At 69.7% G+C, this 18,477-nt stretch carries 16 protein-coding genes; 6 read left to right on the top strand and 10 right to left on the bottom strand.

The window, feature by feature from the left end:
• Nucleotides 1–26: 26 nt before the first annotated feature.
• From ispF to carD, 3 genes are read right to left on the bottom strand one after another with little or no spacing between them, the layout of a single operon-like run.
• A complete protein-coding gene (gene ispF / locus ACFXKA_RS00480; RefSeq protein WP_379425858.1) occupies nt 27–494 on the bottom strand; it encodes a 2-C-methyl-D-erythritol 2,4-cyclodiphosphate synthase in 468 nt (155 codons plus the stop codon).
• A gap of 14 nt (nt 495–508) precedes the next feature.
• The gene (gene ispD, locus ACFXKA_RS00485) at nt 509–1,255 is read right to left on the bottom strand and encodes a 2-C-methyl-D-erythritol 4-phosphate cytidylyltransferase (RefSeq protein WP_379425164.1); all 747 of its coding nucleotides are present in this window, start codon (nt 1,253–1,255) and stop codon (nt 509–511) included.
• A 2-nt stretch (nt 1,256–1,257) separates the two neighbouring features.
• A complete protein-coding gene (gene carD, locus ACFXKA_RS00490; RefSeq protein ID WP_025346809.1) occupies nt 1,258–1,746 on the bottom strand; it encodes an RNA polymerase-binding transcription factor CarD in 489 nt (162 codons plus the stop codon).
• A 441-nt stretch (nt 1,747–2,187) separates the two neighbouring features.
• Between carD and ACFXKA_RS00495 the strand changes: the two genes are divergently transcribed.
• Both ACFXKA_RS00495 and radA read left to right on the top strand, forming a co-directional pair.
• Nucleotides 2,188–2,823: a hypothetical protein gene (locus ACFXKA_RS00495; RefSeq protein ID WP_354831362.1), complete on the top strand. Its 636-nt coding sequence runs from the start codon at nt 2,188–2,190 to the stop codon at nt 2,821–2,823.
• A 233-nt stretch (nt 2,824–3,056) separates the two neighbouring features.
• The gene (radA, locus tag ACFXKA_RS00500; RefSeq protein ID WP_379383245.1) at nt 3,057–4,457 is read left to right on the top strand and encodes a DNA repair protein RadA; all 1,401 of its coding nucleotides are present in this window, start codon (nt 3,057–3,059) and stop codon (nt 4,455–4,457) included.
• Nucleotides 4,458–4,594: 137 nt separating this feature from the next.
• On the opposite strand, the gene ACFXKA_RS00505 is transcribed toward radA, so the two are convergent.
• Together ACFXKA_RS00505 and ACFXKA_RS00510 are read right to left on the bottom strand one after the other, a co-directional pair.
• The gene (locus tag ACFXKA_RS00505) at nt 4,595–5,257 is read right to left on the bottom strand and encodes a hypothetical protein (RefSeq protein ID WP_379425165.1); all 663 of its coding nucleotides are present in this window, start codon (nt 5,255–5,257) and stop codon (nt 4,595–4,597) included.
• 152 nt (nt 5,258–5,409) lie between these two features.
• Nucleotides 5,410–6,033, bottom strand: a complete 624-nt coding sequence (locus ACFXKA_RS00510; protein ID WP_354831355.1) for a carbonic anhydrase — start codon at nt 6,031–6,033, stop codon at nt 5,410–5,412.
• Nucleotides 6,034–6,227: 194 nt separating this feature from the next.
• Here ACFXKA_RS00510 and ACFXKA_RS00515 point away from each other — a divergent pair, with 194 nt between their 5' ends.
• Nucleotides 6,228–7,094, top strand: a complete 867-nt coding sequence (locus tag ACFXKA_RS00515) for an A/G-specific adenine glycosylase (protein WP_379425167.1) — start codon at nt 6,228–6,230, stop codon at nt 7,092–7,094.
• Nucleotides 7,095–7,217: 123 nt separating this feature from the next.
• On the opposite strand, the gene ACFXKA_RS00520 is transcribed toward ACFXKA_RS00515, so the two are convergent.
• From ACFXKA_RS00520 to kstR, 5 genes are all read right to left on the bottom strand, one after another.
• Entirely contained in the window at nt 7,218–8,096 is an 879-nt protein-coding gene (locus ACFXKA_RS00520) for a metal ABC transporter permease (protein WP_379425168.1), read from the bottom strand.
• On the bottom strand, nt 8,093–8,968 hold the full coding sequence (locus ACFXKA_RS00525; protein WP_379425860.1) for a metal ABC transporter ATP-binding protein: 876 nt from the start codon (nt 8,966–8,968) through the stop codon (nt 8,093–8,095). Before ACFXKA_RS00525 ends, ACFXKA_RS00520 begins: the two co-directional genes overlap by 4 nt.
• Before the next feature lie 270 nt (nt 8,969–9,238).
• Nucleotides 9,239–10,186, bottom strand: a complete 948-nt coding sequence (locus tag ACFXKA_RS00530; RefSeq protein ID WP_379425170.1) for a metal ABC transporter solute-binding protein, Zn/Mn family — start codon at nt 10,184–10,186, stop codon at nt 9,239–9,241.
• A 201-nt stretch (nt 10,187–10,387) separates the two neighbouring features.
• On the bottom strand, nt 10,388–12,958 hold the full coding sequence (otsB, locus tag ACFXKA_RS00535; protein ID WP_379425171.1) for a trehalose-phosphatase: 2,571 nt from the start codon (nt 12,956–12,958) through the stop codon (nt 10,388–10,390).
• A gap of 267 nt (nt 12,959–13,225) precedes the next feature.
• The gene (gene kstR, locus ACFXKA_RS00540) at nt 13,226–13,876 is read right to left on the bottom strand and encodes a cholesterol catabolism transcriptional regulator KstR (protein ID WP_354831343.1); all 651 of its coding nucleotides are present in this window, start codon (nt 13,874–13,876) and stop codon (nt 13,226–13,228) included.
• Nucleotides 13,877–14,038: 162 nt separating this feature from the next.
• On the opposite strand from kstR, the gene ACFXKA_RS00545 reads away from it, so the two are divergent.
• Genes ACFXKA_RS00545 through ACFXKA_RS00555 form a run of 3 tightly spaced genes read left to right on the top strand, consistent with a single transcriptional unit; the run spans nt 14,039 to nt 18,467 of the window.
• The gene (locus ACFXKA_RS00545; RefSeq protein WP_379425173.1) at nt 14,039–16,219 is read left to right on the top strand and encodes an acyl-CoA dehydrogenase family protein; all 2,181 of its coding nucleotides are present in this window, start codon (nt 14,039–14,041) and stop codon (nt 16,217–16,219) included.
• 26 nt (nt 16,220–16,245) lie between these two features.
• Nucleotides 16,246–17,313, top strand: a complete 1,068-nt coding sequence (locus tag ACFXKA_RS00550) for an acyl-CoA dehydrogenase family protein (protein ID WP_379425174.1) — start codon at nt 16,246–16,248, stop codon at nt 17,311–17,313.
• Entirely contained in the window at nt 17,298–18,467 is a 1,170-nt protein-coding gene (locus ACFXKA_RS00555; protein WP_354831337.1) for an acyl-CoA dehydrogenase family protein, read from the top strand. Before ACFXKA_RS00550 ends, ACFXKA_RS00555 begins: the two co-directional genes overlap by 16 nt.
• The last annotated feature ends 10 nt before the right edge of the window (nt 18,468–18,477 follow it).

Consider the following 18,477-nt stretch of genomic DNA (forward strand, 5'->3'; position numbering starts at 1 on the left):
TGGGAAATGGGCGGATGACGGGTGCGTCAGGCGCGACAACACAGCAGCGCGGTGGCGATCGCCGCCACACCCTCGCCGCGGCCGGTGAGGCCCAATCCGTCGGTCGTGGTGCCGGACACCGAGACCGGCGCACCCAGAATCTCGCCCAGCACCTGCTGCGCCTCGGCCCGTCGCGGGCCGATTTTCGGGCGATTCCCAATTACCTGTACAGCCGCATTGACAATTGTGAATCCGGCTTCGCCGAGCAGCCGCCGGACTTCTTTCAACATGGCCGCGCCGGACACGCCCGCCCATTCCGGGCGACCCGTGCCGAAAACCGCGCCCACATCGCCCAGCCCGGCGGCCGACAGCAGCGCGTCGCACAGGGCATGCGCCGCGACATCACCGTCGGAATGTCCCGCGCAGCCGCTGTCACCGTCGAACAGCAGGCCCGCCATCCAGCAGGGCCGGCCGGATTCGACGGGGTGCACATCGCTGCCGATACCGGTGCGCAGCGCCATGGGGTCCATCACGGGGTGATCACCGCTTCGCGTGTCGTGTCCAGCCCACCTGCGGCGTCGGCCGTATCACGGCGCGCGGCAAGGGTATTGGCGAGGACCAGGTCCAACGGCGTAGTGATCTTGAAAGCCAGGGCGTCACCGAGCACCGTGTGAACGGTCGCACCGAGCATTTCCACCAACCCCGCGTCATCTGTCGCCTGTGTACCCACAGCGTAGGCGGCGCGCAGCAGCGCGGCATCGAAGCCCTGCGGAGTCTGGATGGCGCGCAGCCCGGATCGATCCGGGGTACCCGTCACGGCGCCGGTCGCGTCCACGGACTTGATGGTGTCGGTCACCGGCAGCGCGGGCACCACGGCCCGCGCGCCCGCGCGCAGCGCCTCCACCACGCGGGTGACGAGCGCCGGGGGAGTCAGGGCCCGGGCGGCGTCGTGCACCAGTACCAGGGTGGCGTCGGGCGCGGCGGCGAGACCGGCCCGCACCGAATCGGTGCGCTCGGCCCCGCCCGCGACGACCTGCACGGGCACGTCGGAAGCGGGCAGCAGAGTGCGGGTCTCGGCGACGAGTTCGGCGGGCACCATAACCACAACATCGTCGACCGATCCGGAATCGATCAGCCCCTGGACCGCCCGAGTGAGCATGGGACTGCCGCCGACGTGGACGAACGCCTTCGGCTTGTTCTCACCGAGACGCACGCCCATGCCGGCGGCAGGAACCAGAGCGACGACACGACTGCCGTCACCGGGTGTAGTTTTCACGGTCAGGAGGCCGCTGCGAGAACCTCGTCGAGCAGGGTCTCGGCCTTGACGTCGTCGGTACCTTCCGCGAGCGCGAGCTCACCGACGAGAATCTGCCGGGCCTTGGCCAGCATCCGCTTCTCACCAGCGGACAGGCCGCGGTCCTGCTCACGACGCCACAGGTCGCGGACGACCTCGGCCACCTTGTTCACATCGCCGGAGGCGAGCTTCTCGAGGTTGGCCTTGTAGCGGCGGGACCAGTTGGTCGGCTCCTCGGTGTGCGGAGCTCGCAGTACCTGGAAGACCTTGTCGAGGCCCTCCTGGCCGACGACGTCGCGGACGCCGACATACTCTGCGTTCTCTGCGGGAACCCGAACGGTCAGGTCGCCCTGTGCGACCTTCAGGACCAGATACTCCTTTTGTACACCCTTGATGGTGCGGGTTTCGATAGCTTCGATCAGCGCCGCTCCGTGGTGGGGGTAAACGACGGTGTCTCCGACCTTAAAAATCATGTGTCCCGTGCCCCTTTCGATGTTCACAGTTTAACATGCGACTCGGTAACGGCGCGATCAACGGCGCAGGTCAGGGCCACAACGGAGCGGCGGCGGGGGTTGACAGAACGCGAATCGTGTGCATCCCGTTGTGGCATAAGGGGATAGCGCATCGCATCGTTCGCGTGCATATGCGAGTGCGTACTTCGCATACGCGACCCAGCGCCCTCTTATAAACATCAATGCATCACTCCAGAAGTCGTCTCCGAATCGTTGTCAGGGCCCCTGACACATCCCGCCCGGTCGTTCTGTGAGATGTCGCGCTCGCGCCGGGCCGCCGCGGCGGGCGGCACGCCACGCGCACGCGACACCGCCCGCGTGTAGAGCGGGGGGAGGGACGCATTACTCTCTTTGACTACTACTCTCCATAGTGGAGTTAGCCCGGTCGACATGGAGGACCCCGTGACTGCCCTGAAAGCCACCACTGCGTCGAAGTCGCGGCGGCGTGCCGTGACAGTTGCTGCACTCGCTGCGGGTGCGGTGCTCGCGCTGTCGGGTTGCGGCGCCGGTCAGGTCTCGCAGACCGCCACCCAGGTCGCCGCCGTCAACGGCAACACCGCCAATGTCGGCTCCATCGCGCTGCGCGACGTGCGCTTCCTGCTCCCGCAGACCGAGGAGTACAACAACGCCAAGGGCGGCAAGGCCGTGCTGGCCTTCAGCGCCGTCAACCTCAGCGACAGCAAGACCGACGAACTGGTCAGCATCAGCACCGACCTGGGCCAGGTCAAGATCGCCGACAAGATCGAGATCAAGCCGTCCAGCACCGTCGTCGCCGACAAGCCGACCGCCAAGGACACGGCCGCCGCGCACGAGCAGAACGCCGGCGAGGCCGCCTCCGACAAGGTCACCGACCCGAACGCCAAGCCCGTCCTGATCGAGGTCACCGGCCTCACCAAGGACGTCACCCCGGGCCTGACCTACCCGCTGACCTTCGTCTTCAAGGAGGGCGGCACCGTCGTCGTCAACACTCCCGTCGACGCCGGCGCGAACAACCCGCGCCAGGAGCCCCCGAAGCAGGAGAAGGGCGGCGAGCACTGAGCTCCCGCTAGAGCACCCGACAGCGCCCGCCCCGACAAATCGGGGCGGGCGCTGTCGTGTGCGATCAGCCGTCAGGTTCGCGGCCGTCTCGATTCTGGACCGACGGAGTGGGGGGAGCGAAGCGGAGGAGCGGAGGAGGGAAGAATCGAGACCTCGGGGCCGCGAACCCCGCCCGGAGCGAAGCGGAGGGCAAATACGGCCCACTGTCGGGGGCGCTGGCTAGGCTGCCCGGCGTGGCCAAGGTGAAATCGCTGTACCGGTGCGCGGACTGCTCGCACGAGGTCGCCAAATGGGTTGGGCGCTGCCCGGATTGCAACGCGTGGGGGACCATCGAGGAGATGGCGGCGTCCGCGTCGGCGGTCGCGGTGGGGCGGCGGGCGATGCTGCCCAGCACGGCGGCCGCGCCGATCTCGAGCATCGACTCCAACAAGACACAGGCCCGGTCGACGGGGGTGTCAGAGTTGGATCGGGTGCTGGGCGGCGGGATCATTCCCGGGTCGGTGGTGCTGCTGTCGGGGGAGCCCGGGGTGGGCAAGTCGACGCTGCTGCTCGAGGTGGCGCACCGGTGGGCGCGGGCGCGCGACGAGATCGCGCTGTACGTGACCGCGGAGGAGTCGGCGGGGCAGGTGCGGCTGCGGGCGGACCGCACGGGCGCGGTGCACGACAAGGTGTACCTGGCCGCGGAATCGGATCTGGCGACCATCCTCGGGCACGTGGAGCAGGTGAAACCCTCACTGCTGGTGGTGGACTCGGTGCAGACCATGCTGGCCGCCGACGCGGACGGGGTGATCGGCGGTGTCACCCAGGTGCGGTCGGTGACGGCGGCGCTCACCTCGCTGGCCAAGGCGAGCGGGATCGCGGTGCTGCTGGTCGGGCACGTCACCAAGGACGGCGCGGTGGCCGGTCCGCGCACGCTCGAGCACCTGGTCGACGTGGTGCTGCAGTTCGAGGGCGACAAGCACTCCGCGCTGCGCATGGTGCGCGGCATCAAGAACCGCTTCGGCAGCACCGACGAGGTCGGCTGCTTCGAGATGCGGGAGGCCGGAATCCATTGCGTGGACGACCCTTCGGGGCTGTTCCTGCACCATCGGGGCGACGCGGTGCCCGGGACGGCGGTGACGGTCGCCATGGACGGCAAGCGGCCCATGCTGGGTGAGGTACAGGGGCTGACGGTGGACACCCAGGCGCCCGCGCCCCGGCGCGCGGTGAGCGGGCTGGACTACAACCGCGTTTCCATGGTCCTGGCTGTCCTGCAGAGCCGCGGGGGCGTCTTCGTGGGCAAGCAGGACGTCTACGCGGCCACCGTGGGCGGTATGCGGCTCACCGAGCCCGCCGCGGATCTGGCTGTCGCGCTCGCCATTGCGAGCGCCAGCCAGGATCTGGCGCTGCCCAGCGGCCTGGTGGTGCTGGGCGAGGTGGGGCTGGCGGGCGAGGTGCGCCAGGTGACCGGGCTGACCCGCCGGCTGGCGGAGGCGGAGCGGCTGGGCTTCACCGAGGCCCTGGTGCCGCCGGGCGCGGATCGCACCGGCCGCAGTATGACCGTGCGCGAGGTCGCCGATATCCGTGCCGCCCTTGCCGTTACCGGGTTGCGCCGACGGCGCGGTGCGCAGGCCCCGGCGGAAATGGCTGAATGACAGCCGAAATCGAATGAGGTCGCGGCATCGAATTCGATCCGGACCGGAATTCGGTTCGCAATCGACGGAATTCTCGAAAACGGCGGAGGCCGGGATCCGATCGATCGGATCCCGGCCTCCGCCGTCGTGTGCTGAATTCAGACGAGATTGAAGGGCTCGGGGGCGCTGCGGACCGAACCGAGTTGCGCCACAACGGTGTAGGGGCCCGCGGGGACCTGAACCCGGTCGCCCGCGCAGTTGGGCTGGGAGGTGGCGCCGGACCAGGCGACGGTGAAGGCGGCCTGCTGGCCGGGGGCCAGGGTGTGTACGTCGGGGGTGCCGTCCGGGTAGCAGTCGGTGCTGGACCACAGCCTGCGCTGGCCGTCCAGGGACTGGACCTGGACCAGCTGCAGGCCCGACCCCATGTCGCGTGCGCAGGCGACGCTGGAGATATTGGTGATGACGATGCCGAACTGCGGCGGCTCGCCGACCTTGTAGGTGGGCTGCCCGACGGTCACCTTCACGGCGAGCGACTGGTCGGGGCACATACCCAGCGCGGCCGGCGGGATGACGGTCGGGGCGGCGACGGACGGCTTGGCCGCGGTCGGCTCCGGGGCGCTCGCGGGACTGCTCGCGGCCTTGGTGGTGGCCGCGGCGCTCGAGGTGGTGGCCTTGGCGTCCGTCTTGTGGTCGCCGCCGCCCTTCAACAGCGCGAAGGCCACCCAGATCACCAGCGCGAGGCCGAGCACCATCGCGCCGATCGCGACCGCGCGACGGCGCCAGTAGATTTCGGGTGGCAGTGGTCCGTTCGGTTCCAGCACGGTGTCAACGGTAAGGGCACCGTCCGGGTCATCCCGAGCAGGGTGTCGGCGTGTCGGACGTGAAAGCGCCTACGGGGGCGGTAAATTCCGCCGCCCGCGGGAGGGAAACGCGCATCCCCGGCAGAACCGACGCCACCCCGGTTCGAGCCGGGCTAGACCACTTCGCCGATGTTGCCGATGACGCGGTGCAGCTTGATCTCGCCGTCGCCGAGGTTGTAGGTGACACAGGCGATGGCGCACTCGCCGGTGGCCACCCGCTGGGAGATGATCATCGACCGCTGCATGAGCAGGCGGGCGGTCTCCTCGACGTGGCGGGCCTCGAGCTCGTCGACCGATGCCAGGCCCTCGCGGCGGCCGATGAGGATGGACGGGGTGACGCGCTCGACGACCGAGCGGATGAACCCGCCGGGGACGTTGCCGTGGTCGAGGGCGTCGATGGTGGCGCGGACCGCGCCGCAGCTGTCGTGGCCGAGCACGATGATCAGCGGCACCGACAGCACCTGGACGCCGTATTCGATGGAGCCCAGCACCGAGGCGTCGATGACGTGGCCGGCGGTGCGGACCACGAACATGTCGCCGAGACCCTGATCGAAGATGATCTCGGCGGCGACGCGAGAGTCGCCGCAGCCGAACAGAACTGCCGAGGGCTGCTGGCCGGCGACGAGCTTGGCCCGGTCGGCCGCGCCCTGGCTAGGGTGCTGCAACGTGCCGTTGACGAAGCGCTCGTTGCCTTCGCGCAGGGCTTTCCAGGCACTGATCGGGTTGTTGTGCGGCATGCGTCCCATTTTCCATAGCCCTCTGGTTACCGGCGAGTCCTCAGCGTTACGGTCGGGCAAAGACGCGCTGACCGGATCGCCGCGCGCCCGGTGAGCCGCTGGGTGGGCGGAAACCGGCCTCGCCGAAATGGATACCATCGCGCGTGGCGGCGTGCGGGATTTCCCGGCTCCGAAACGGCCGGGAGGAGGCGAAGATGGACAGCGACGCGCTCATCGACTGGTATCGCGAGACCGCGCGGGACCTGCCGTGGCGACGGCCCGGCGTCACGGCGTGGCAGATCCTCATGAGCGAGATCATGCTCCAGCAGACGCCGGTGGTGCGGGTCGAACCCATCTGGCGGGAGTGGGTGGCCCGCTGGCCGGTGCCCTCCGCCATGGCCGCCGCACCGCAGGGCGACGTCCTGCGCGCCTGGGGCAAACTCGGCTATCCGCGGCGCGCGCTGCGGCTGCACGAGTGCGCCCGGGTGCTGGCCGAGGAGCACGGCGACGAGGTGCCGGCCGACGTGGACGTGCTGCTGAGCCTGCCCGGGATCGGGGCCTACACCGCCCGTGCCGTGGCCTGTTTCGCGTACGGCCAGCGAGTTCCGGTGGTGGACACCAATGTTCGCCGCGTGGTGGCCCGCGCCGTGCACGGCCGCGCCGAGGCGGGCAATCCGGCGAACCGCGATCTCGCGGAAACCGAGGCACTGCTGCCCGCGCGGGTCGACCGGGCCGCCGTCATGTCGGCGGCCCTGATGGAACTGGGCGCGCTGATCTGCACCGCGCGGACCCCGGATTGCGCGCGCTGCCCACTTCCCCTGTGCGCCTGGGTCACCGCGGGCCGCCCGGCCTCCGAGGTGGTGCGGCGCGTGCAGAAGTACGAGGGCACCGACCGGCAGGCGCGGGGCCGGTTGCTCGACGTCCTGCGCGGGGCGTCGGGTCCGGTGGAGCGGGTTCGCCTGGACCTGGCCTGGACTCGCGATCCGGGCCAGCGGGATCGGGCCCTGGATTCGCTGCTGGTCGACGGTCTCATCGAGCAGACCCCCGACGGCCTGTTCGCGCTGGCGGGCGAGGGCAGCTGATCCGCGGACGCCCCTCCCGGACCGAGGGGTTGTTGTCCGGGAGGGGCGTGCGGGGGCGATCTGCCGCCCCTCATGCGGTAGATCGCGGTGTCGCAGCCGGTTTCGCGGGATCCGGCCCGAAACTCAGGCGGCGACGAGGACTCGGCGGCGATTGCGGGTGCGGCTGCCCACCACCCGGCAGATCAGGTAGATCGTGAACGAGATGGTGGTGACGAAGGTCGAGATCGGGACGCCGGGGGCCAGCGACAGCAGAATGCCTCCGACGGCGGCGATCTCGGCGAACACGATCGACAGGATCGCCACCCGGGCCGGGCTGGCGGTGAGCTGGGCGGCCGCGGCGGCGGGAGTGATCAGCAGCGAGAGCACCAGCAGCGCGCCGACGATCTGGACGCCGAAGGCCGCCGTCACGCCGAGCAGCACGGCGAACACGATGGACAGCGCCCGCACCGGAACACCGCGCGCCACCGCCACTTCCGGATCCGCGCTGGCGAACAGCAGCGGGCGGTAGACGGCGGCCAGCACCACCAGCACGGCGGCGGTGCAGGTGGCCAGCAGGCCCAGCCCGGAATTCCCGACGCTGACCACCTGACCGGTCAGCAGCGAGAACTTGGAGCCCGCGCGTTCCGGGCCGAGCCACAAGAACAGCACCGACAGGCCGAGGCCGAAGGACAGCACCACGGCGATCACCGAATCACGTTCGCGGGCACGGGAACCCAGCACGCCGAACAGCACGGCCGCCACCACCGAACCGATGATGGCGCCCAGGCCGACGCCGATGCCGGCCAGCAGCGCGGCCGCCGCGCCGGTCAGCGAGAGCTCGCTGGTGCCGTGCACGGCGAAGGACATCTGGCGGCTGATGATGAGCGGGCCGATGGCCCCGGCCAGCAGGCCGAGCAGGGCGGCGGCGAGCACCGCCTGCTGCACGAAGTCGTAGGACAGCAGATGAGCGGTGGTGGAGACGTCGAACATCTGTGAGAACAACGTGGACAGTTTGTCGATCATGCCCGCGCCTCCGGTGCCAGCTCGCTGCCGCTGTGCCTGTTCTCGCCATGGCTGTGCCTGTTTTCGCCGTGGCAGTGGGCCGCACCGGATTCGCCGAGGGCGTCCATGGCGTCGCCGGTGCCGACGACCACCAGGCGGCCGCGCACGCGCAGCACGTCCACCTCGGTGCCGTAGAGCTCGGAGAGGGTCTCGGAGGTCATGACCTCGTCGGGCGTGCCGATCCGGAACTGCCCGTCGACCAGGTACAGCACCCGATCCACCAGCGGCAGAATGGGATTGATCTCGTGCGTCACGAACAGCACCGCGGTGTCGTGGGTGCGCCGCCGCCGGTCGATGAGCTCGGAGACCAGCCGCTGATTCGCCAGATCCAGCGACAGCAGCGGTTCGTCGCACAGCAGTACCCGGGGATCACCGGCCAGCGCCTGCGCCACCCGCAGCCGCTGCTGCTCGCCGCCGGAGAGCGCGTCCAGCGGCGCGTAGGCGAACCGCTCCGCCCCCACCGCCGAGATCGCCGCCGCCACTTTGCGTTTGCGTTCCCTGCGCCCGCGCAGCCCGAGCCCCCACCGATGCCCGTCCACCCCGAGCCCGACGAGATCGACCCCGCGCAGCTGCGCCCCGCCCTCGATGGTCTTCTGCTGCGGCACGTACCCGATATCCGGATTCCCCACCCGCACCGGCGATCCCGCGACCTCCGCGGTTCCCGCGGTCAGCCCCAGCTGCCCCAGCAGCATCCGCATCAACGACGTCTTCCCGGACCCATTGGGCCCCAGCACCGCAATGAATTCCCCCCGCGCCACCTCGAGATCCAGCCCCTGCCACAACGTCCGCTCCCCGAACGACAACCGCGCATTCGACAGCCGCACGGCCGGCATGCCCCGGCCGCCGTGTGCGCTGCCTGCGCCCGTGGCGCCGGCGTTCGCCGTCGTTTCGACCTGCGCCGCAAGGGTGTTCGCATCGGCGGCGGGGGTCGAGTCGGTCGACGGAGGAGGAGTCTCGGCGCAGGCCGAGCGGCCGGAGGGGGTGCGCGGGCGCGCTCCGGTGAGGGCGCAACCGGCTTTGGGCGTCGTCACGCCGGCGTCGGGCGCCTGCGCGGCCTGCGCGGGGTTCGCGGTCATGGTGGTACTCCCGGATGCGGCGGTCGGTCAGGACAGGGCCTTGGCGAGGGACTGGGCGTTGTTCGTCATCCAGGTGACGTAGTCCAGGCCCTTGGGGAGGGTTTCGGTGACCTCGACGACGGTGACGCCGGACTTGTCGGCGGTGGCGCGCAGGTCCTTGGTGAGTTTGTCCTCGGTCTGGATGTTGTAGACGAGGGCGCGGACCTGCTTGGCGCTCAACAGGTCTCGCACGGTGGCCACGTCCTGGGGCGCGGGGTCGGTGCCCTGTTCGACGGCCTCCTGGAAGGCGTGCGGAGTCCTGTCGTCGGCCTTGGCGGCGGCGAGCAGGTAGGCGGCCAGCGGCTCGGTCTGCAGGACCGGCTGGTTCGGGTGCTCGGCGGCGATCTTGGCGGTCACGGCCTCGATGGGGGCCAGCTGCGCGGCGAAGGCGGCGGCGCGGTCGGCGAAGGCCTGCCTGTGGCCGGGGTCGATCTCGCCGAGGGCGTCGGCGATGTGCTGGGCGATGTGGCCGACCTGGTGCAGGTCGTACCAGACGTGCTCATTGGCCTCGTGGTCGTGACCGGCGGCCTCGGTCCGCGCGGAAGTCGGTGCGGCCGAACCGCTCTCGTGCGCGTGATCGCCCCCGGTGGCGATGTCGAAGGCGTTGACGGTCTTCGTGTTCCGGCCCGCGATGGCCTTGTCGATGAATTCGTCGTAGTGGCCGCCGTTGTAGACGACCAGCTTGGCGTCGGTGATCTTGGCGGCGTCGACGGGGGAGACCTCGAACGAGTGCGGGTCCACCGTGGGGTCGTCGATGATCGATTCGACGGTCACGTCCGGCCCGGCGACGGCCCGGGTGATATCGCCCCAGACATTGGTGGAGGTGACGACGGTCGGCTGATCGGAGTTCTTGGCACTACCGCAGGCGGTCACGGTGGCGACCGTCGCAAGTCCGGCGGCGAACACGGCGAATCCTCGGGCGAAGCTGGTGGTCACGCGGAGTACTCCTGGCACTGCGGCTTACTAGTAACGAAAACGATTGCCATTTGAATGTAGCGCAAACGACCGTTAGGTCCCTAGTCCCAGGTCGGGAGATGTGGCCTGCGACACCTGCGGCCTACCTCGGCCCCACACGGAAAACGGCCCCCGCGAACGGATGTTCGCGGGGGCCGCTTCGGTCGTGCCGTGCGGTCCGGCCTAGGTCATCGCCGCGACCGGCAGGCTCAGCAGCTGCGCGCAGCGGAGCAGGCCGAGGTGCGAGTACGCCTGCGGGTGGTTGCCGAGCGAGCGTTCGGCGACCGGGTCGTACTCCTCGGAGAGCAGACCGGTCGGTCCCGCCACATCCACCAGCTGAGCGAACAACGCCTCGGCGTCCTCCCGCTTGCCGATGAGCAGGTACGCCTCCACCAGCCAGGCGGCACACAGATGGAACCCGCCCTCACCGCCGGGCAGCCCGTCGTCGTGGTGGTACCGGTACACCGTCGATCCGCTGCGCAGCTCGGCCTCGGTGGCCACCACGGTGGCCGCGAACCGCGGATCCGAGGGATCGATCAGCCCGCTGAGCCCGATGTGCAGCGTGGCCGCGTCGAGGTCGGTGCCGTCGTAAGCCGCTGTGTAGGACTGGACTTCGTCGTTCCAGCCCTCGGTGCGGACCTCGTCGGCAATGGTGTCGCGCAGCGGCTCCCACTCGGGATCCGCCGGCCGCCCGAACTGCCGGGACAGGGTGAGCGCCCGGTCCACGGTGAGCCAGCCCATGACCTTGGAGTAGACGTGGTGGCGCGGATTGCCGCGGATCTCCCAGATGCCGTGGTCGGCCTCGCGCCAGCGGCGCTGCACCGCGGAGACCATGGCGTGCACCAGCTCCCAGTCCGCATCCGGCAGCGCCTTCGCGGGATCGTTGACGCCCTTGCGTTCCCGCGCGTGCGCGAGCTGGGAGATGAGATCCACGATGGGCCCGAACACGTCCAGCTGCACCTGCATGTTCGCCGCGTTGCCGACGCGCACCGGCCGCGAGCCGGCGTAGCCGGGCAGCTGGTCGATGACGGCCTCGGGGGGCAGCGTCTCGCCGTAGAGCGTGTACAGCGGGTGCAGTCGCTCGGGTCCGGGCAGGGTCTCGAGCACCCGGTGCACCCAGGCCAGCAGATCCTCGGCCTCGCCGAGCGAGCCCAGCGAGACCAGCGCGGACGCGGTGAGCGAGGCGTCGCGCAGCCAGCAGTAGCGGTAGTCCCAGTTGCGCACGCCGCCGATGTCCTCGGGCAGCGAGGTGGTGGCCGCGGCCAGGATGGATCCGGACGGCGAGTGCACCAGCCCGCGCAGGGTGAGCGCCGAGCGCTTCATCAGATCCGGCTTGAGCGGTGGCAGTTCGAGTGTGCCCACCCATTCGGCCCAGTACCGCTCGGCCTCCCGGCGGCGGTCCGACTCGGCCCGCATGGCGGGCGCGAGATCGGAGGTGCCGCAGCGCATTTCGAGCACGATCGGGCCCTGGCGCGGGTCGACCACGGCGCGGGCGGTGTGGTGGTTGCCGTCGTCGATGATCTCCCATTCCACGCCGGGGGAGCGCAGCACGATCGGATCGTTGGGGCCCTCCACCTTGAGCCCGCCGGTGGCGGGCAGCAGCCGCACCGGCACCTGCCCGAATTCGGGGCGCGGCGCGAAGGTGATGACCGCTTTGGCGTCACCGGTGATGACGCGGGTCAGGTCGGTGCGCTCGGGTACCACGTCGTGCGGCAGGTAGTCGACGACCTGCAAACTGGACCAACGGGTTTCGACGGTCATGGTGCCGTCGACATAGCGCTGCGACAGCGGCAGGCTGGCGCGCTCGGGCTGAATGGTGAAGTGGCCCGCGCCCGGTCCGCCCAGCAGATGGGCGAAGACGGCGGCGGAGTCGGGTTCGGGGTGGCACAGCCAGGTGACCGTGCCGTCCGGTGTGACAAGGGCTTTGGAGCGCGGGCTGGCCAGCATGGTCAGCCGCTCGATTCGAGGGGCGGAGGCACCTGCCAACCACGTGCGGCGTTCCTCGAGGAGGAACGCCAGCGCCTTCGACACCTCCTCGGTGCTGGCGACCCGGTATTCGGCCAGCGATTCGCCGTCGCCGACCTTGATGCCGACGTCCGGTCCGGAGAGGCGTTTGAAGGCCTTCTCGTCGGTGACGTCGTCGCCGATGAACAGTGCCGCCGAGGCGCCCTGCTGATGCCGGACGATATCGAGTGCCGCGCCCTTGTCGGTCTCGACCACCGCGAGTTCGATGACCTCCTTGCCCTCGGTGGTCTGCACGCCGACCCAGCTGGCCGGGCCCTGGCGCACCGCAAAGACTGCGCGACGGCCGATTTCGGGGCTGGCATTGCGGACGTGCAGGGCCACGCTGGCCGGTTTGATCTCGACAGAAGCGCCCGGATTGTCCTGAGCGATCTGCGTCAGGGTCGTGGTGACCTCCTGCAGCAGCTGTTTCGCGTCGTTGTCGATGGCGTGCACGAAGCCGACATCGAATTCCGAACCGTGACTGCCGATCAGCTGCACCTCGACGGGTAGCCGGGACAGGGCCGCGAGATCGCGCAGCGCGCGACCGGAGATCACGGCGGCGGTGGTTCCGGTGAGTCCGGCGAGAGCGCGTAAGGCGCTCACCGACTCCCGATGGGGATAGGCCTTGGTCGGGTCGGAGACGATGGGCGCGATCGTCCCGTCGTAGTCCGAAGCGACCAGCAGCCGTGGCACGCGGGCGATGGCCGACAGGGCACGGCGAAGTTCCAGTGACAAATCCTGTGCGCTCACGCATCCAACCTAGTGATCGGAGGAGATTTTTCAGGGCGCGAGTGATGCTACTGGGTCTTGATTGCTCACTCGTGTGTGCGGTGATACATAGCGTTTACGACACACTTCCGGGTCGTTCACGCTTTTTGTGAGACACGCCCGGGTTGCTCTGCGTTCACCCCGGCTGACCAGCGGGGTTTCAGCAAACGCGCAACGGGCTGCCCGGTTCTCCGGACCGGGCAGCCCGTTGCGCATCGAGCGAACGCAAGTGTGCGTTCGTGCTACTCGCTATTCGTTGCCGCCGCCGATGAGCAGGTCGACGGTGAGCTCCAGGCGCTCGGTCACATCGGTGGCCGAGGCGCGGCGGGTCAGCCACGCAACCAGATTCGACAGCCACACATCGGAGATGACGCGGGCGATGGCGAGCTGGCGGTCGCTGGGAACCTCGTCGGAGAGGGCACGCGCGAAGAACCGGTCCATCACCTTGCCGACCCGATCGACCTCGGCGGCCGCGGAGGCGTCGGCGAACATGAAGGCGCGGGTCATGGCCTCGGTGAGCAGCGGGTCGCGCTGCATGGCCCGGGTGACCTGGGTGAGCAGCAGGTGCATGCGCTCCTGCGGGGTGGCCCCGGCGAGCGGCTTGCGCCGGCCCTCGAACTGCTCGAATTCCCGGGCCAGGGCGGACACCAGCAGGTGCACCTTGGACGGGAAGTACCGGTAGAGCGTGCCGACGGCGACATCCGCGCGTTCGGCGACCGCTCGCATCTGGACCGCGTCGTAGCCACCCTTGGATGCCAGTGCGAGCGTGGCGTCGAGGATGCGCTTGCGTCGGTCGCGCTGCGCCGCCGAGCTCAGATCCTCCTCGCTGAGGGTGGTGACGGGCGCGGTGCGTCCACCGGGCACCCCGTCGGCGGCCTGCGATCGGGAGGGACTGGCCATCGGTTGAGAGTCCTTTCCTGCACGAATCGTTCGGTTCATCTCACCCAGCGTCGACTGGGCACGAGTTCGTACCGCGACCGGGACGGCGCTTGACTTCCGCCCGGCTCGAACATTAGAACATGTTCTAGGAGCTGAAGTCACGCCGGAAAGGCGGTATGGAGTGTGACCATAGCCACCACTGACGAGCATAAAGCCGTCCAGGAGTCCATGCGCGGGTGGGCAGCAGCGGTGCGCCCAATTGCAACAATGCGTTCCAAAGAGCATGCGGAACTGCGTTCCGGCGCGTCCGATTTCTGGCGCGAATACTGGCCGCGCCTGGCCGATCTCGGAATTTTCCGGGTCGCGGTGCCGGAGGAGGCCGGGGGCGCGGGTGGGACCGTCGGGGATCTGGCCGTGCTGGTGGAGCAGGCGGCACATGACCTGGTCGGCGGACCGGTGCTCTCGACGGCGTTGGCGGGACTCGTCGCCGGCGAGGCGCTCGACGAGATTACGCCATGCGGCGTCGCGCTCGCGGGCGAAATCGCAATATCCGTGGGCGAATCGGGCGCCTCGGTGTCCGGTGAGTGGGACTCGGTTCCGGGCGCCGCGCCGGGTACGGCGGTGCTGGTCCCGGTGCGCGACGGTGACCGTCGCCTGTGGGCGCTGATCGACGCCGGCGCCGCCGGGCTGACCGTGGAGCCGCTGGCGGGCATCGACAAGACCGTGCCGGTGGCGCGGGTGGTGTGCGCGAACGTCGCCGTGGCTGCGGATCGCCTGTTCGAGCCCGGCTTCTCCGTGCCGGACCTGGCCGCCACGCTGGTCGCCGCCGAGGCCGCGGGCATCGCGGGCTGGTGTCTGGAGACCGCCACCGAATACGCGAAGGTGCGCGAACAATTCGGGCGCAAGATCGGCGAATTCCAAGCGGTCAAACACATTTGCGCGTGGATGCTGTGCCGGGCCGAACAGATTCGCGCCGTCGCCGCCGATGCGGCCGCCGCGGTGGACAGTGGTGGTGCGGAACTGCAGCTGGCCGCCGCCGTCGCCCTGTCCATGTCGCTGGATGCCGCGGTGGAGAATGCCAAGGATTGCATTCAGGTGCTGGGCGGAATCGGTTTCACCTGGGAGCACGACGCGCACCTGTATCTGCGCCGGGCCACCGCGCTGCGGCAGCTGCTGGGCGGTACCGCGCGCTGGCGGGCCCGGGTCGCCGAGCTGACCCTGGCCGGCATGCGCCGCACGGTCGGCGTCGACCTGGGCGCCGACGGCGAGCCCGGATCCGACTGGGAGACAGCCGGTCTGGATGCCGCCGAGGCGGCCGTGCTGGCGGCGGACCTGGCCAAGATCGCGGCGCTGCCGGAGCCGCAGCAGCGGCGGGCGCTGGCCGAGGCCGGACTGCTGGCCTCGCACTGGCCCGCGCCCTACGGCCGCGGCGCCGGACCCCTGTTGCGCACACGCCTCGACGACCAGATTCGCCAAGCGGGTATCGCGCTGCCGGACATCGCGATTGCCAACTGGGCGATCCCGACGCTGCTGCAGTGGGGCACCCCCGAGCAGATCGAGCGCTACGCCATGCCGACGCTGACCGGTGAGGTCATCTGGTGCCAGCTGTTCTCCGAGCCCGGCGCCGGGTCGGATCTGGCGGCGCTGCGCACGGTGGCCGAGCGGGTCGAGGGCGGCTGGAAGCTGCGCGGCCAGAAGGTGTGGACCTCGCTGGCCGATCGCGCCACCTGGGGCATCTGCCTGGCCCGCACCGACGCCTCCGCGCCGAAGCACAAGGGCATCAGCTACTTCCTGGTCGATATGAAGAGCGCGGGGCTGGACATCCGGCCGCTGGTGGAGATCACCGGTGAGGCGCGCTTCAACGAGGTGTTCCTCGACGACGTCTTCGTGCCGGACGACTGCCTGGTCGGCGAACTCGGCAATGGCTGGAAGATCGCCCGCTCCACCCTGTCGGCCGAGCGGGTCGCCATGGGCGGCAAGGGCATCGGCGACGAGCTGGAGGCGTTGATCGCCGCCGCGCCGGCCTCGGGTCCGGGCGCGGAGCTGGTCGCGGACCGGCTCGGCGGGCTCATCGCGGAATCGGTTGCCGGAACATTGTTGGAAGCTCGTGCGGCGCAGAAGCTGCTGTCCGGCGGGGATCCTGCCGCGCAGAGCAGCGTGCGCAAACTGGTCGGTGTGAGACACCGGCAGGCGGTAGCGGAATTCGCCGTCGAACTGTCTGGTGCGGCGGGCGCTCTGGAAACCGACGCGGTGAAAGAATTCCTGCTCACACGCTGTTTGTCGATTGCCGGCGGTACCGAGCAGATCCTGTTGACCGTCGCCGGTGAGCGGATCCTCGGGTTGCCCCGCGAGTCGCACGGCTAGTCCACACCTGAATCGGGAGCATTGCATTGGACTTCACCAGGGACGAGAGCCAGGACGCTGTCGCCGAGGTTGTCGTAAGTTTGCTGGAACGCGACAGCGCGCGTGATGCCGCGCTGTGGCCGATCATCGCGGACAGCGGCCTGCTGGCCGTGCCGCTGCCCGAACGCTTCGGCGGTGACGATATGGGCCTGCTCGAGGTCGGGGCCATGCTCACCGAGCTGGCCCGCGCCGCCGCGCAGGCGCCCGCACTGGTCACCCTGGGCTTCGGCGTGCTGCCGCTGAAGGCGGTCGGCCTGCCGGATGCCCTGGCGGAAAAGGTGTTTCCGGCCGTGGCCGAGGGCGCGGTGCTGACCGCCGCCCTGCACGAGCCCGGCTCGCCGTTCACGGTGAAGCCGGAGACCACCGCGGTGACCGACGGCGCCACCGTGCGCGTCACCGGCCGCAAGGTGGCGGTGCCCTACGCCGACACCGCACGCTGGATCCTGGTGCCCACCGACAGCGGCATCGCCGTGGTGGACGGTGACGCCGCGGGCATCACCCGCACCGCGAGCCCGACTTCCGATGGCGTGCCGGAGTTTTCGCTCCAGCTCGACCAGGTCGTGATCCCGGCCGAGCAGCTGCTGCCCGGCGGGCTGACCGAACTGCACCGGTTCGCGCTGGCGAGCCTCGGCGCGGTGGCCGACGGCCTGCTCGCCGGCGTGGTCTCTTTGACCGCCGAGCACGTGCGCACCCGTCAGCAGTTCGGCCGCCCGCTGGCCGAATTCCAGGCTGTCGCACAGCAGATCGCGGATGTCTACGTGGCCTCCCGGACGCTGCACGCGGCTGCCTGCTCGGCCACCTGGGCGCTGGCTCAGGACGAACAGGGCGCCGAGCACCTGGAACGCATCGACGACGATCTCGACGTGCTGGCGTACACGGTGGCGGCGGAACTGCCCGCGGCCATGCAGAAGTGTCACCACCTGCACGGTGGTCTCGGGGTGGATATCACCCATCCGCTGCACCGCTACTACTCACAGGCCAAGGACATCGCCCGCTGGCTCGGCGGCGAATCGTTCCGGCTGGACCGTTTGGGAGCCAGATGTTCATCGAACTGACCGCGGAGCAGCGCAAGCTGCGCGACGAACTGCGCACGTACTTCACCGGTCTCGTGACTCCCGAAGAGGAGGCCGAGATGCTGGTGAACCGGCACGGTGACGCCTACCGCGCGGTGGTCAAGCGCATGGGCCGCGACGGCAAGCTCGGCGTCGGCTGGCCCAAGGAGTACGGCGGGCAGGGCTTCGGGCCGCTGGAACAGCAGATCTTCTACAACGAGGCGGTCCGCGCCGACGTGCCGGTGCCGCTGGTCACGCTGCTGACCGTCGGCCCGGCGCTGCAGTCGTTCGGCACCGAGGAGCAGAAGCAGAAGTTCCTGCCCGGAATCCTCACCGGCGACGTGCATTTCGCCATCGGCTACTCCGAACCGGACGCCGGCACCGACCTGGCCGCGCTGCGCACCTCCGCGGTGCGCGACGCCAACGGCGACTGGATCGTCAACGGGCAGAAGATCTTCACCACCGGTGCGCACGAGGCCGACTACGTCTGGCTGGCCTGCCGCACCGGTTCCGCGGAGTCCCGGCACAAGGGCATCACGATCCTGATCGTGGACACCAGGGATCCGGGCTACTCGTGGACGCCGATCATCACCGCCGACGGCGCGCACCACACCAACGCCACCTACTTCGACAATGTCCGCGTCCCCGCGAACATGATGGTCGGCGAGGAGAACGGCGGCTGGAAGCTGATCACCACCCAGCTCAATCACGAGCGGGTGAGCCTCGGACCGTCCGGCAAGATCGAGCAGCTCTACCACCGGGTGCACGACTGGGCGCAGGCCCAGGGCGTGCTCGGCGAGGCCGACGTGCGGCGCTCGCTGGGCCGCCTGCACGCCATGACGCGGCTGAACGAGCTGCTGAACTGGCAGGTGGCCTCCAATATGGAACGCCCCGACGCCGACCAGCGCGATGTCATCGCCGACGCCTCGGCGACCAAGGTGTTCTCCACCGAGGCGCTGCAGCAGGCGGGCCGCCTGGCCGAGGAGATCGTGGGCCGCTTCGGCGATCCCGCCGACCCGGCCACCGCGGAACTGCTGGTCTGGCTGGACAAGCGGACCAAGCAGAACCTGGTGGTGACCTTCGGCGGCGGCGTCAACGAGATCATGCGCGAGCTGATCGCTCAGATGGGCCTGCGCCTGCCGCGGGTTCCGCGCTAGATCGCAGAGG

It is taken from the genome of Nocardia sp. NPDC059228, from assembly GCF_042754245.1.
Taxonomy (GTDB): Bacteria; Actinomycetota; Actinomycetes; order Mycobacteriales; family Mycobacteriaceae; genus Nocardia.

What these genes read in the sequence shown, in the direction of transcription:
- ACFXKA_RS00520 (WP_379425168.1), bottom strand. Translation starts at nt 8,096, where the DNA reads ATGATCGACAAACTGTCCACGTTGTTCTCACAGATGTTCGACGTCTCC.
- ACFXKA_RS00555 (WP_354831337.1), top strand. Translation starts at nt 17,298, where the DNA reads ATGTTCATCGAACTGACCGCGGAGCAGCGCAAGCTGCGCGACGAACTG.
- ACFXKA_RS00510 (WP_354831355.1), bottom strand. Translation starts at nt 6,033, where the DNA reads ATGCCGCACAACAACCCGATCAGTGCCTGGAAAGCCCTGCGCGAAGGC.
- ACFXKA_RS00525 (WP_379425860.1), bottom strand. Translation starts at nt 8,968, where the DNA reads ATGCCGGCCGTGCGGCTGTCGAATGCGCGGTTGTCGTTCGGGGAGCGG.
- carD (WP_025346809.1), bottom strand. Translation starts at nt 1,746, where the DNA reads ATGATTTTTAAGGTCGGAGACACCGTCGTTTACCCCCACCACGGAGCG.
- ACFXKA_RS00515 (WP_379425167.1), top strand. Translation starts at nt 6,228, where the DNA reads ATGGACAGCGACGCGCTCATCGACTGGTATCGCGAGACCGCGCGGGAC.
- kstR (WP_354831343.1), bottom strand. Translation starts at nt 13,876, where the DNA reads ATGGCCAGTCCCTCCCGATCGCAGGCCGCCGACGGGGTGCCCGGTGGA.